Here is a 14,249-nt window from a genome sequence, read left to right as displayed (position 1 = left end):
TTTAATTTTTGATTTTCTTGCAGGTAATTTCCAGCATTATGCAACATAAGCACATTCGAAACTTTAGTATTATTGCCCACATCGACCACGGTAAATCCACCTTGTCAGACCGTTTGATTCAACATTGTGGAGGCCTGAGTGATCGGGAAATGGCTGAGCAGGTGCTGGACTCCATGGACCTTGAGCGTGAGCGCGGTATTACGATCAAAGCGCAAAGCGTGACATTGAACTATCAAGCACGTGACGGTGAAACTTATCAGTTAAACTTTATCGATACCCCAGGGCACGTTGACTTTACTTATGAAGTATCTCGTTCCCTTGCCGCTTGTGAAGGGGCATTGTTGGTTGTTGATGCTGGTCAGGGCGTAGAAGCGCAGACCTTGGCAAACTGTTACACCGCCATCGACATGGATATGGAAGTAGTTCCTGTACTAAATAAAATTGACTTGCCACAGGCCGAACCCGAGCGTGTGGCGGAAGAGATAGAAGATATCGTTGGTATTGACGCGATAGACGCTGTGCGTTGTTCTGCGAAAACAGGTGTCGGTATTGAAGACGTACTCGAAGAAATCGTAAATAAAGTACCGCCACCAGAAGGTGATCGCACTAAGCCACTACGCGCTCTTATTGTCGATTCATGGTTCGATAACTACCAAGGTGTTGTGTCTTTGGTCCGTATCATGGAAGGTGAGTTAAACGTTAAAGACAAGATTCAAATCATGTCGAACGGACAAACTCACCAAGCTGATAAAGTGGGTATCTTCACACCTAAGCCCCTAGACACTGGTGTACTTCGCGCAGGTGAAGTAGGTTACATCATCGCCGGTATTAAAGAGATTCACGGTGCACCCGTGGGCGACACCATCACCTTGGCACGTGACCCTGCTAAGGAAATGCTGCCTGGATTTAAAAAGGTGAAGCCTCAGGTTTACGCCGGTGTATTCCCCGTCAGTTCTGACGACTATGAAGATTTTCGTGATGCGTTGGCAAAATTGAGCTTGAACGATGCCTCGTTATTTTACGAGCCAGAAAGCTCTGCCGCATTGGGCTTTGGTTTCCGTATTGGTTTCTTGGGCATGTTGCACATGGAAATCATTCAGGAGCGTTTGGAGCGTGAATACGATCTCGATCTTATTACCACAGCACCGACGGTAATCTATCAAGTTGAAACCACCAAAGGTGAGTTTTTAGAAGTCGATAACCCGTCTAAGTTACCGCCAGTTAATGATATTGCCATGATCCACGAGCCTATTGTAGAGGCCAATATCTTAGTACCACAGGAATTCCTCGGTAACGTGATTACTCTGTGCGTTGAAAAGCGTGGTGTACAAACGAATATGGCTTACCATGGCAAGCAGGTCGCGGTAACCTATGAAATACCAATGGCTGAAGTGGTTCTCGACTTCTTTGACCGTTTGAAGTCTACCAGTCGCGGGTTCGCATCACTGGATTACAACTTCAAAAAATTCCAAGCAGCCGACATGGTGCGTTTGGACATTTTGATTAACGGTGAACGCGTTGACGCATTAGCCGTGATTACGCACAAAGAAAACGCCCCATATCGTGGACGTGACTTGGTTGAAAAACTCAGAGAGCTAATTCCTCGTCAAATGTTCGATATTGCGATTCAAGCAGCGATTGGTAACCACGTTATCGCAAGGAGCACAGTGAAACAGTTACGCAAAAACGTAATCGCCAAATGTTATGGCGGTGACGTAAGCCGTAAGAAAAAGCTGTTGCAGAAGCAGAAAGAAGGTAAAAAACGCATGAAGCAAGTAGGTAACGTGGAACTGCCACAAGACGCTTTCCTTGCCGTGCTTAAGGTAAGTAAGTAATGGCAAATTATTTTTCTATTTTCCTCGTTGTTCTCACCCTAGGCTCAGGCCTGATTTGGTTAGTGGACAGCCTCGTTTATCGTCCAAAACGCCGAGAAAAGCTGGCTGAAATAAACGCAGCAGTTGGCGCTGAACAAACGGGGAAAATTGAAGATATTCCGCCGTATCTTGTTGATACGGCACAACAGATATTTCCGGTTATTGCCTTTGTTTTGGTGCTGCGTTCATTTTTGTATGAGCCGTTCCAAATTCCGTCAGGCTCTATGATGCCCACCTTGTTAGTGGGTGATTTTATCCTGGTAGAAAAATACGCATATGGCTTGCGAGATCCACTGTTTAGAAAGAAGTTTTTAGAAACCAGTGAACCCGAGCGTGGCGATGTTGTGGTGTTCAAATACCCTGAAGACCCAAATGTTGATTACATCAAGCGCGTGGTAGGGTTGCCCGGCGATACGGTTATTTATCAAAACGAACAAGTTTTCATTAAGCCTTACTGTGAGCAAGGTGGCGATAGCTGTCCATCGTTGGAAGCGGTACCACTTACTTACAAGAGCACGGGCGACTATACGCAAAATAGAGAGCCACTAAAGCGTTTTGTTGAACAGTTGGGCGAAGCGAACCACGATATATTGACCAACCCTAAGCTAGAAGCTAACCCTGCGGTGTTTGACAGCCAGCCGGGAACGCGCATGAATGAATGGATTGTGCCACAAGGCCATTATTTTGTGCTAGGTGACAACCGTGATAACAGCCGAGATAGCCGTTTTTGGGGTTTTGTGCCAGAAGAGAACTTAGTAGGGCAAGCGGTTGCTATCTGGATTAGTTTTGAGTTTGAACGCAGCCCAAATGATTTCTTACCCACGTGGATCCCGTCAAATGTTCGCTTTAATCGAGTGGGTGGCATTGAGTAATGCAAGGTATCGACACATATGCCAAGCTCAGTAAAACACTGGGTTATACGTTTGATGATAAAAGTTTATTAACGCTTGCACTTACCCATCGTAGTGCGTCGAAAAAGCACAACGAAAGGTTGGAGTTTTTAGGCGACGCAGTACTCGGTGTGGTTGTTGCCAAGGCCTTATTCAACAAGTTTCCTACCGTACCAGAAGGCAAGTTAACACGCATGCGTTCTACCTTGGTTAAAGGTGAAACACTTGCAGAACTTGCTCGTGAAACGGGTATCGGTGACTTGTTAAAGCTTGGTCAAGGCGAATTGAAAAGCGGTGGGTTTCGCCGCAGTTCTATATTGGCTGACGCGGTTGAAGCCATATTGGGGGCGATTTATTTAGAAGCGGGGTTAGACACAGTTGAGCAGGTTATTTTGCGTTTGTGGCAAAGCCGGATTGTTCAACTAGATCCTGAAGAACACCCGAAAGATAGCAAAACACGCCTTCAAGAGTATTTACAAGCACAGCGAGCTTCACTGCCAATTTATGAGGTGGTTGAAGTGTCGGGGAAAGATCACGCACAAACCTTTGTGGTTAGCTGTAAAGTTGAAGCGCTTCCCAAAAGTATTCGAGGCTCAGGGAGCAGCCGTCGAAAAGCCGAGCAGGAAGCCGCAAGATTGACCCTGGAGAAATTAGAAGATGGCAAATGATCATCAAGACATCACCCGTTGCGGGCTTGTTGCCATTGTCGGCCGACCTAACGTTGGCAAATCAACGCTACTAAATCGCTTGCTTGGCCAAAAAGTCAGTATTACTTCGCGTAAACCACAAACCACGCGTCATCGTATTTTAGGCATAGATACCGAAAACAATTGCCAAACTATTTATGTGGACACACCGGGTTTGCACCAAGACGAAAAGCGTGCCATCAATAAGTTGATGAACCGCGCCGCTGCAACCACATTAAGCGAAGTGAATTTGGTGTTGTTTGTGGTTGAAGGCACACGCTGGACAGAAGAAGATGAAGCGGTACTCAACCGTATAAAAGACAGTAAGTTACCGTGCTTTTTGATCGTTAATAAAGTTGACAAAGTGCCTGAGCGTCAAGATTTGATGCTGCACCTGCAAGTATTAAACAAAAAGTTTAATTTCGATGAAATTATCCCCGTGAGTGCGAAGCAGGGCAAACAGGTTGAGACAGTGCGCGAGTTGGTACAAAGTCGACAACCTGAAAGTGAATTTTATTTCCCCGATGATTACATCACTGATCGTTCAAGCCGTTTTATGGCTGCGGAAATTATTCGTGAAAAGCTCATGCGTTTTACGGGTGACGAATTACCCTATGCAACGACCGTAGAAATTGAACAATTTAAAATGGCTGATAATGGTGTTTATCGTATCAGTGGTTTGATTTTGGTCGAGCGGGAGACACAAAAACGCATGGTGATCGGAAAAGGCGGTAAGCACTTAAAAACCATGGGCGAACAGGCGCGTATTGATATGGAAAACCTGTTCGAAAATAAGGTGTTTTTAGAGCTGTGGGTAAAAGTGAAACAAGGTTGGGCCGACGATGAGCGTGCATTGCGTTCGTTGGGTTATGGCGAAGACTAACTTTTACTCGTCTTAGTACAAGAGGTTTATGTTATGAGTCTTTCCGATATTCGTCGTCAATATTCAATGGGGCACTTGGATGCCGATGCCCTCACCGAACATCCTCTGACGCTATTTAAGACTTGGTTACAAGATGCAATTGATGCCAAGTCTCCAGACCCAACTGCAATGACTGTAGCTACGGTTGACGCTAATGGTCAGCCGTCTCAACGTATTGTCTTGCTTAAAGATATGGACGAGCGCGGATTTGTGTTTTACACCAATTTGGGTAGCCGCAAAGCCAAAGAGCTATCGGTTAACCCCAAAGTGTCACTGCATTTCCCGTGGTATTTTATGGAGCGCCAAGTACGGGTTTGCGGCGAAGTAGAAAAATTATCGTTGTCTGAAGTGTCTCGCTACTTTTTGTCACGCCCTAAAGACAGCCAGTTAGCGGCTTGGGCTTCACAGCAAAGCCAACCGATTTCCAATCGTGAACTATTGATGACTCAGTTTCATCAACTCAAAGAGAAGTTTGCTAAAAAAGAAGTACCCGTACCGGATTTTTGGGGCGGTTTTAGAGTCAAGCCACACCAAATAGAGTTTTGGCAAGGTGGCGAGAACCGTCTTCACGATCGCTTTGAATACAACATACAAGCTGACGGTACTTGGGCTACGCAGCGATTAATGCCTTAATCTAACCGTTTGCACTCACTGTATGAATGCAGATACCCAAGCCTTTTCGCTGATCGATTCTCACTGTCACCTTGACTTGCCAGCCTTTTCGGCCGATTTACCGGCCGTGCTGGCGCGCAGCCAAGCGCAAGGGGTTAATCGATGGCACATTCCTGGTACAACGCCAGAGGGTTGGGCAAGACAACTAGAGATACAATCTCAACACCCATGTATTGACCTTTCTTTCGGGCTTCATCCGTATTTTTTGTCCAGTCACTCGGAGCTTTTATTAGAACAGCTTGAATCCAGTTTGGGCCAGCACCGCGATCGGATTGTCGCGGTGGGCGAAATCGGTTTAGATGCTGCCATTGATATACCTGCGAAATCGCAAGAGCAGATGTTTTTAGCCCAATTGAGTATGGCAAAGGCGCTTGGGTTACCCGTGATTGTTCATCATCGCAAAACCCACCACAGGATTATAGGCTTACTTAAACAAGCTAAGTTCACCAACGGCGGTGTTGTACATGCTTTCTCTGGCAGTACGGATGTCGCGAACGCCTACGTAGACATGGGGTTTTGTTTAGGCGTAGGCGGCACTATTACCTACGAGCGTGCACAGAGAACAAAACAAGCGTTAAGTACTGTGCCACTCGAAGCTTTGGTGTTAGAAACAGACTCGCCCGATATGCCGGTAGCAGGCTATCAAGGACAGCGCAATGAGCCAGAGCGATTGACCAATGTGGTCACTGTGTTATCTGAAATACGTAAGCAAGAGCGTAACGTCATTGCCAAACAGACGTCTCATAATTATTTGCGAATAATGCGTCTTCTCAACGAATAGAAACCTTTTACCGCGTAGCCTCCAAAGGTGAACCCCAAAATGCATAATAGCCCAAGTAATTGGGTTATTGTTTCACTGAAATCATTCTGGTTATTTTGTTTTTAAATGTGACTTGCCCAAGTTTAGTTTAAGTCAACATGATAACGACATAATCGCGTACTAATATGTCATATAAATTTACAGTAATAGATTCTTTAACTTGAAATTTTATTTAAGTGGTTGAATTGTAGTTTTTTATTAGTTGGTATGAATTATGCTTTTAATAGTCGAAATCCAGTCAATAGCGGTAGAAAAATCGGAAGGAGTTATTGTAATGAAAAGTAAAATAATAAAATTACTATTTATATCGTTTTCTGTTTCTATTAGTGGAATAGCAAACGCCGGATTAATTTATGTTGTAAATCTCGTTCATGATACTGGTAGTGTGTTTGGTACTATCGAGACTGATGGTTCATTTGGTGAGTTAACATCAGCTAATATTCTCAATATTGATTTATCAATGCAGTCAACAAATATTGATAATAACGAATTGCAGTTATTTACTTCTGTAAATACTAGCGGTTCGTTGTTTACTGCATCAGAAACTGAGTTAACTTTTGACTTTACCGGAGGTGGTAATGGTATTTACACGATATTTTGGTTTATTGGGGAAAGTTCTTCTAATGTGACATATTGGTGTTTAAATAGTTCCGGAGCAAACTGCGATGGTCGTGCTAGTGCGAGTTCTCTTGGTTATAAAACAGATTCTGGGCTGGATGTATTGACAGGAATTACGACTATCGCCGACATAAGTGTAACTGATGCTTCTGAGCCTCCTATATTTACTATTTTTGCAATTTTTTTAATGGTTTATATACGTCGAATACTAAAAAGATAGCGTTAAATCTACTTACTATTTTGTATCATCCTTATTTAGATACAGAGAGTGACTTAAGTAAAGGTTGTACAATTACGTATGAACGGGCACAGAAATAGCAGGCGCTAAGTTCTGTGCTACTAGATGCATTGGTGTTATTAGATACAGACGTCTCATAATTATTTGCGAATAATGCGTCTTCTCAACGAATAGAAACCTTTTACCGCGTAGCCTCCCAATATAAAGCCCAATAAACCTAATAGTAAAAATTGATGAGTTAAGGTCGTACTTTGCTCCTCGCGTTTGGCTTGTTGTTTTTCATTGTTGATGACAACACGCAAAAAACCCACCAAGTGTTCATCATACAAAATCTCACCTATGTGCGCCGACAAGCTGACATATTGTTCGCTTTGTAATAATGAGAGTAAGGGCTGGTAATCCGTTGTTTGAGCAATTGGCGTAGCGTCAAAGCGATAAACACTTGCTTGTATTACTCTTTCGTCATTAGCTAAAGATGCCAAAACGGGTGCTATTTTTGTGCTGTCGTTAGCAAAGGTCGTAGGTGCAAGTAGCCGACTGTAGTGTTGAATAACTGCTTCATTTGGATTTTCGGTTCGCGGGTTTAACCAGTTTTGATAAAATTGATTGGTCTCAAACACCCAATAACCCAGTAGTAGCGTGAAGGATAGGATAATGATGAAGTTGATGACGCGTTTGATAACGGCGTAGAAAGTATGAACGTGTTGAGGAGGAACTATGCTTTGCTCCGCTTTTGTTGATGATAAGCTATCGCTCATGCTTTCTCACTCTGAGGTTTAATGGTGCTGAAAAACATCAGTTAAGTTTGCATGAGTTTATCGCTTATGCCAAGTTTGCCTATTACTCAATAGAATAGACTTAAAATTTCAATAATCGGTATTTTATCTAAGGGCGTCTTTGGTTAGGATTGAAACCCTCATTTTTACTATTTGGAAAACCCGTGAGTCAGCTCGTAGACCAAGCATTAAGTTACAATCAATCTTCCTATTTGGCCTCTCTGTTGGATAACCCTGAACAACAGCTCATATTTGATGGTAATCAATGGTCTACTGCTCAAAAGCGTGCCTATTCGCAAAGTAGTGGTCGCCTCACTGTCTCATCACAAGCGCTAACGCTGGCGCAACTGTCAGGCATACAACATGCACTTTCGAGTCATTTAGATGTATTGAATTGGCGCGCTCACCCACTAAATGATAAGACCCGTCATATGGTCGCTGTGGCTGAAGTCACAGGAATTACACAAACCACCCTAAATGAGTTAATTAACGAAGTTGCCAAGCAGTTTCATGCAGAAATTGCTTTTCAGAATTCGCAGCCCGTATTGACCAAACCGGGACTGTTGGTGATGGACATGGACAGCACAGTGATCGGCATTGAGTGTATTGATGAAATTGCCAAACTTGCAGGGTTAGGCGAGCAAGTAGCGGCTGTGACTGAGCGAGCGATGCAAGGTGAGTTGGCGTTCAGTGAAAGTTTAATTACTCGGGTTGCGTGTTTGAAAGGCGTACCAGTGAGTCAGTTGGCACAGATACGAGACGGAATTCCCTTAATGCCGGGTCTACTCAAGCTAGTAAAAACCTTGCAATCTCACGGCTGGAAGATCGCCATTGCTTCTGGTGGATTTACCTATTTTGCGAACTACCTAAAAGAGCGACTATCTTTGGATGCCGCCTTTGCCAATACTTTGGCCGAAGAGAGTGAGATATTAACCGGTGAAGTTGTGGGTGACATTGTCGATGCTGATGTTAAAGCAAAAGTCGTGCAGCAACTGGCCGAAAAATGGGGCATTAGTGAAGCGCAAACCATCGCGATGGGTGATGGTGCCAACGACCTGAAAATGATGGAAGTTGCGGGGCTAGGATGCGCGTTTCATGCTAAACCTATCGTTAACGACAAAGCTGATGTAGCCATTAGGTTCGGTGGGTTAGATAGTTTACTGTATTATTTAGCCGCAGAATAACACTGGTCATCCGTACCCGAGGCGTCTGCCTTTGGTACGGTGAACCGTGGTATAAATAGCATTACTTGTCTTTAAATTGTGTTTGGTTGGCTTCAATAATGTCATTTGGGATATTGTAGCGGCTAAGTACTTCTTCCGTAATATCTACGGCGTGTACGCAGGCGCCAATAGCCCATAACTTTTCTTCGAGCTCTTTCGCCCGGTGTAGCGCATAAACACTAATGTAATTGATCTCGGCCTGTAACATGTCGAGGTCTGGTTTCGTGGTGGTAGATAAGTGCACACTCAAGGCGATAAACTGCCCTTGTTGTATTGCTTCACGAATAAACTGTAGTCTCGCTTCATGGGTGCGGAAGGTATTGCTATAGCGGGGCGTAATTGCCAACCTCGGATCGCGTTTTGTAGGGTTGAACGCCAAATACAGTTCGTGGTGTAAGGGTTGGTGTTCAACTTTAATTTGCTTAATGCTTTGCTGTATTTGCTGAGAGTCGTGGTTTCTGTCTCTGAAAAACGATTCTAAATTTATTTTTTGCTCCGATGCAAACGTGGTCAACAGGCGTTTTATTCTGTTTTCGTTTGGAGAAATCGCCGCGACCTGCGGGTGATATCTGGCCCCTTCTTTACTTAAAATAAAAGACAGGGTAGGTATGTTTCTCGCGTTGATACAGCGTAATGCATGCCCAATACCCGGGATTTCTTCCTCATCAGGGTAGGTTTCTAAGTGGTTACGGTTTTTCTTTATTAGCTCGTCAAAAAATGCGCGAGCGGATCGTCCTTCATCACCTGATACCGCTCTAAGGTGTAATATTTTTCCGTCTTCACTCACGTTCACCACTTTGTAATGCAAATTCATTACGTTGTGTTTTTTGGTAATTTCTTGTAAACGCGGGAAGCCAATAATCACACGAACGTCTAAATCGCCGTGGTATTCACCTTCTAACTCAAGGCGCAGGCCACTGACTGAAATGTCTTCGCTCACCCCCATGATTAAGTCATCAAGAATCTCTACTCTGACAACCGAGCGCAATAAGTACCGCGCTTCCATGCGTTGATCGTGAAATTTATATTTAAATGCTTTGATTTCTGCAGGCAAACGGTTGCGCGGGTGACCAAATAAACGCAGCTGTTTGAGTTCTTGCTTGTTAACCTTAAAGTGATAATACACCTGTTGACCATACTCAGAGGTAATATCTGTCACTTGCGCTACGTATTTTAAATTCTTCAGTTTTGCCATTAAACGCGGCGCGGGCGGCGTGTTTTGGCGTTTTATTTTGTTCCCTACTGAGTCGGGAAGTGACAAGGGCGCATGAGCATCTTCTGGGTCTATTTCTGCGATGGTAATTTTAAATACGCGCCAACTGACCTTTTTGGCGCCAAAACCTAGGAAGAGTGTTCTTAATGCATCATTTTTTTTCAGATCGATGTTAGACGCAGAATAAAAATAGACTTTACCTTTTTGCAGATGGTTAAACGCGTAAACGTACATGGCCGCTTCTTGGCCTTTGCGATATTCACCAATGAGATAACTCAACCGAGCGCGGTTAACCAGATACCCTAAGCGAATATTTTCCTCTTCATCAGACCAGTACGAAATGACACTGCGGTTAATTTCGTTGGCCATGGCAAATCGAGGTATTGGGCCATCGTCAATCCAGTCGACAAAAATAGGCAGTGTAGGGAAGCTGGGTGAAAAATACTGCTCACAGGTTTTGTTAATGATGGCGTCTATGGTGTTAATCAAATTCACTTTGTAACGGCGTTTATTGCCGTGGATAAAGTTTTCTAAAAAGTGATCAAATTCACCATTGGGCATATCTTCGTTGCGTTTGAGCATGACATACGTTTTGTCTCGCTCTTCGACAACCTTAAGCACAATGTAGGCAATACCAGTGTGCTTATCTAATGAAAACTCACTTTCTAAGCCCCTAAAATGAACAGAGACTTTTTCATCTTTGGTAAAGTCATAATTGTTATTTACCAATTTCATTCGCACGCCGTGAGAGGAGATATCTACACTGGTTGCCCGTACGCTGGTACCATTTTTGGTGAAGACTTCAAGTGCAATCGCAAAGTTCATCCGTTCTTCACCGCGCCGGATGTAGCGCAATAAACTTACTTCAGGTACATCGAACTTGATCAAACTTTGCTGTTGTCGGTCTTCTTCGACGTCAGCTTGGCTGTCTTGCCTGTCTCGCATGACCTTAAAATTGTTCTCGGTACGAAGCATCGCTTCATACACACCAAAACAATAACGCCCAAAAATACGGATTTGTTTCTCAAACTCTTCAATTGCGACATCGTCGAGATAATGTTGAATACCTTCGTGTTCATGCAAACGGCATTCGCCGTCAACTTGACCACGCAAATCCACAGAACGCAAACACGGACGAGCCAAGCGCTTAATTTCCATTTTTATCAGAAATTGTTTTTCACGCGGCAGGTCTTTGGCGATCTTTAAAAGCGCCTGATTGAACTCAGGTTCCCGAGCCAGGGGTTTTAGTTTTTCAATAATGTGCGCGTATCGCTGCAAATCTTGGCTCATGTGCTACTGCATATCTCGTCGGTTTGTGACTATTAGGGGTATCGGCAGGAAATCCAATCAGTTGAATGTTAGACCAAATTTGATGGGTTTATCATCAAAATCTAGCCTAAGGCACTGATTCAGGCTGACGCTCTACCACTTATCGCTTATTAAGATAGAATAGCGGTAAAAGTGCGATGAGAAAATGAATTTATGGCAAAACGTAAAACCGCTTATGTCTGTTCTGACTGCGGCGCCGAGTTTCCCCGCTGGCAGGGGCAGTGTACCGAATGTAAGGCATGGAACACGATTTCTGAATTTGTCGTGAGTCCAGCTGCCAGAAGCAGAGAAAATTTAACCGGTTATGCAGGCCAAACCGCAAGTAAGATCGAAACCCTGAATGAAATTGATTTAGCGGCGCTACCGCGTATCGGCTCTAGCTTTAAAGAATTGGATAGAGTATTAGGTGGCGGTATTGTACCCGGCTCGGCCATGTTGATTGGTGGCTCGCCGGGAGCAGGGAAAAGCACCCTGTTACTACAGGTGATGTGTAAACAAGCGGCAGTCAATACTGCTTTGTACGTTACAGGGGAAGAGTCACTGCAACAAGTGGCAATGCGAGCTAATCGTTTGGGCTTACCGAACGACAAATTGAAAATGCTTGCGGAAACCAATGTGGAGACGATTTGTCAGTTGGCGTTAACCGTTAAACCTCAAGTCATGGTTATTGACTCTATACAGGTAATGCATGTATCTGATGTGCAGTCGGCGCCCGGCAGTGTGTCGCAAGTAAGAGAGAGCGCAGCTTACCTCACGCGTTTCGCTAAACAACATCACATTGCTATGTTTATCGTAGGTCATGTGACCAAAGACGGTAATCTAGCTGGCCCGAAAGTGCTAGAGCACTGTATCGATTGTTCCATGATGCTGGAGGGAGACAGCGACGGTCGGTATCGCACCCTGCGTAGCCACAAAAACCGTTTTGGCGCCGTTAATGAACTTGGCGTGTTTGCGATGACCGAAAAGGGGCTGAAAGAAGTGAATAACCCCTCAGCTATTTTCTTAAGCCGTGGCGACAATCAGGCGCCGGGATCCAGTGTTATGGTGATTTGGGAAGGCACTCGGCCATTGCTTGTTGAAATTCAAGCCTTGGTTGACTACTCCCAAGTGGGTCATCCTCGCCGTATCGCCGTGGGGTTGGAGCAAAACAGATTGGCCATGTTACTGGCTGTGTTGCACCGCCACGGTAATATTCAGATGAACGACCAAGATGTATTTGTGAATGTGGTTGGCGGCGTGAAAGTCGCGGAAACCAGTGCTGACTTAGCTCTGCTATTGGCGATGGTTTCGAGCTTTCGCAATAACGCTTTGCCACGGGAGCTTATTGTATTTGGCGAAGTGGGGCTGGCTGGTGAAATTCGCCCGGTTCCCAATGGCACTGAGCGCTTGATTGAAGCAGCGAAACACGGTTTTAAACGTGCCATTGTGCCAAAATCCAACGCCCCTAAACAAGCTATCGAGGGATTGTCAGTGATTGGGGTAAGTCAATTGAGTGAGGCGTTAGACGCCCTTTAATGTTTCGCGTGATACGAGATGATAAAGCGGTTGTTCTTTGCTTATGAACAACCGCGCTGTTTGCGGTTTACCTTAACCGTTAATCGTGTCGGCTAGATACGCCGCCAAATCAGGATTGGTCGTGAAAATAACATACTTGCTTGCATTTAAATCATAGTAAATTTCTATGTCTTCCATGCTAGTGACTTTGGTTAGCGCTAGGCTGTCTAGCCCTGAATCAAATTGAAGGTAAAGTGGGGCTACTACGCCCAGGTCATCATGAGTGATGGTGGTAACATAATAACTACCTTCAACGGTGCCGTCGTCGTCAGTGGCAGTAACGGTGCCAGTAGGCGAGTCTGACAACTCAGAAAAGTCTAAAGTGACATTTAACAGGCTCGGCGTAGATGTGCTACTGCTGTCTACTAACATATACCACGTCTGGCCAGAGAATGCCGTGCTGGTAAGTAACTGGGCCTCGAAAGGGTAGTCGATGCTGGATTCACTCCAGATTTCCAATTCGCCAGAAAGGGTATCAAAATTCAATGCGATTGATGGCATTAATGCCATAAAGGTGTCGGTTTGACTGCCGGTTGATACCAGACTGGTGTCATCGATCAGATAATCTCGTGTTTCCGTGTAAGTGTCGTTTTGATCGTACACTTCAAATTGCTTGTTTTCTACGTCAAAGGTCAGCGCTGTCTCGCCGTCAGAGGCTTGTACAGCGCTATTGGTGTGGTTGACATACCATGTTTCGCCAGCGCCCAAGTAATCACTGAGCGTAGTGTAATTGTTCACAATAGTGACACTATCATCAATGATCCGCGGTGTGACTAAATCTACCGCGTCATAGCCGTAGGTATTAATGTAGCTTTCCACTGCGGTAATTTGCGTCTTTAACAAAGTCATTAAGGCGTCGGTATCGTAATCACTGCCATAAATAGCCATATCATCCGCTAACCCACGGGCGACGGCGTGAATTTTAGTAGATGAATTCTTTCGAGAAGACGTCGACTTCAAAGAAATGTAGTTGCCAGACAAATTGTTACTGTTTAGATCTAATTCGTTGGCGATATCTGTTAACGTATAATCAGAATGGAATGCGAGGGTAGTATAAGGCGTCACCACAACGTTACCCGCCTCGGCAGCCAGGGTATATGAACGAGTCACAACACCCACTCTGTCTGCATCAAACGCTTCGCCCGCAACGACGTTAGCAATAATGGCATAAGCAGATTGCGCTTCAGTGATCACGATTTCGCCATTCTCGTCAGTATCACCAATGTATTCGTCGCTGTCTGCCACGCCATCTTGATTGCTGTCTATATAGACTTGAGCGGCAGTAAGGTATCCGTCCATAACGGTAATAGTGGTGTCTGTGCTGGTTTCAGACTCATCATCAGACGATGAGCTTGAGCCTCCGCATGCTACTAAACCGGGCAGGCAAAGTGTGGCGAGTAAAAACTTACGCGTAAATGTCATGGCATTCTCTTG

General features: G+C 44.6%; 12 protein-coding genes. 9 read left to right on the top strand and 3 right to left on the bottom strand.

The genetic code is table 11. The features are described from left to right. The first annotated feature begins 38 nt into the window (after positions 1 to 38). From lepA to ACXAH6_RS08695, 7 genes are all read left to right on the top strand, one after another. Positions 39 to 1,835 (top strand): translation elongation factor 4, encoded by a 1,797-nt coding sequence (lepA, locus tag ACXAH6_RS08725; RefSeq protein WP_474876280.1) that lies wholly within the window; start codon positions 39 to 41, stop codon positions 1,833 to 1,835. Continuing rightward, a complete protein-coding gene (lepB, locus tag ACXAH6_RS08720) occupies positions 1,835 to 2,746 on the top strand; it encodes a signal peptidase I (protein ID WP_474876279.1) in 912 nt (303 codons plus the stop codon). Before lepA ends, lepB begins: the two co-directional genes overlap by 1 nt. Beyond that, a complete protein-coding gene (gene rnc / locus ACXAH6_RS08715) occupies positions 2,746 to 3,432 on the top strand; it encodes a ribonuclease III (protein WP_474876278.1) in 687 nt (228 codons plus the stop codon). The genes lepB and rnc overlap by 1 nt, the downstream gene beginning before the upstream one ends. After that, positions 3,422 to 4,333 (top strand): GTPase Era, encoded by a 912-nt coding sequence (gene era / locus ACXAH6_RS08710; RefSeq protein ID WP_474876277.1) that lies wholly within the window; start codon positions 3,422 to 3,424, stop codon positions 4,331 to 4,333. The genes rnc and era overlap by 11 nt, the downstream gene beginning before the upstream one ends. A 33-nt stretch (positions 4,334 to 4,366) precedes the next feature. Then, on the top strand, positions 4,367 to 5,005 hold the full coding sequence (pdxH, locus tag ACXAH6_RS08705) for a pyridoxamine 5'-phosphate oxidase (protein WP_474876276.1): 639 nt from the start codon (positions 4,367 to 4,369) through the stop codon (positions 5,003 to 5,005). Between the two features lie 22 nt (positions 5,006 to 5,027). Then, positions 5,028 to 5,825: a TatD family hydrolase gene (locus tag ACXAH6_RS08700; protein ID WP_474876275.1), complete on the top strand. Its 798-nt coding sequence runs from the start codon at positions 5,028 to 5,030 to the stop codon at positions 5,823 to 5,825. A 313-nt stretch (positions 5,826 to 6,138) separates the two neighbouring features. After that, a complete protein-coding gene (locus tag ACXAH6_RS08695) occupies positions 6,139 to 6,702 on the top strand; it encodes a hypothetical protein (protein WP_474876274.1) in 564 nt (187 codons plus the stop codon). Between the two features lie 158 nt (positions 6,703 to 6,860). Here the strand turns inward: ACXAH6_RS08695 and ACXAH6_RS08690 are convergent, their stop codons facing one another. Then, a complete protein-coding gene (locus ACXAH6_RS08690) occupies positions 6,861 to 7,478 on the bottom strand; it encodes an AhpA/YtjB family protein (RefSeq protein WP_474876273.1) in 618 nt (205 codons plus the stop codon). 182 nt (positions 7,479 to 7,660) lie between these two features. Here ACXAH6_RS08690 and serB point away from each other — a divergent pair, with 182 nt between their 5' ends. Next, positions 7,661 to 8,680 carry a phosphoserine phosphatase SerB gene (gene serB, locus ACXAH6_RS08685; RefSeq protein WP_474876272.1) on the top strand — a complete coding sequence of 340 codons (1,020 nt, stop codon included), beginning with the start codon at positions 7,661 to 7,663 and terminating at the stop codon, positions 8,678 to 8,680. Between the two features lie 61 nt (positions 8,681 to 8,741). Here serB and ACXAH6_RS08680 read toward each other — a convergent pair whose 3' ends face one another. Beyond that, positions 8,742 to 11,222: a PilZ domain-containing protein gene (locus tag ACXAH6_RS08680; RefSeq protein ID WP_474876271.1), complete on the bottom strand. Its 2,481-nt coding sequence runs from the start codon at positions 11,220 to 11,222 to the stop codon at positions 8,742 to 8,744. Positions 11,223 to 11,414: 192 nt separating this feature from the next. Here ACXAH6_RS08680 and radA point away from each other — a divergent pair, with 192 nt between their 5' ends. Then, positions 11,415 to 12,776 (top strand): DNA repair protein RadA, encoded by a 1,362-nt coding sequence (radA, locus tag ACXAH6_RS08675; protein WP_474876270.1) that lies wholly within the window; start codon positions 11,415 to 11,417, stop codon positions 12,774 to 12,776. 72 nt (positions 12,777 to 12,848) lie between these two features. Here radA and ACXAH6_RS08670 read toward each other — a convergent pair whose 3' ends face one another. Continuing rightward, positions 12,849 to 14,237, bottom strand: coding sequence for a hypothetical protein (locus ACXAH6_RS08670; protein WP_474876269.1), 1,389 nt, complete (start codon positions 14,235 to 14,237; stop codon positions 12,849 to 12,851). Positions 14,238 to 14,249: the final 12 nt, after the last annotated feature.

Source organism: Alteromonas sp. ABE4_545, assembly GCF_056161325.1.
The sequence above is the reverse complement of the archived record's forward strand: the minus strand, read 5'-3'. Positions and strand labels throughout refer to the sequence as shown.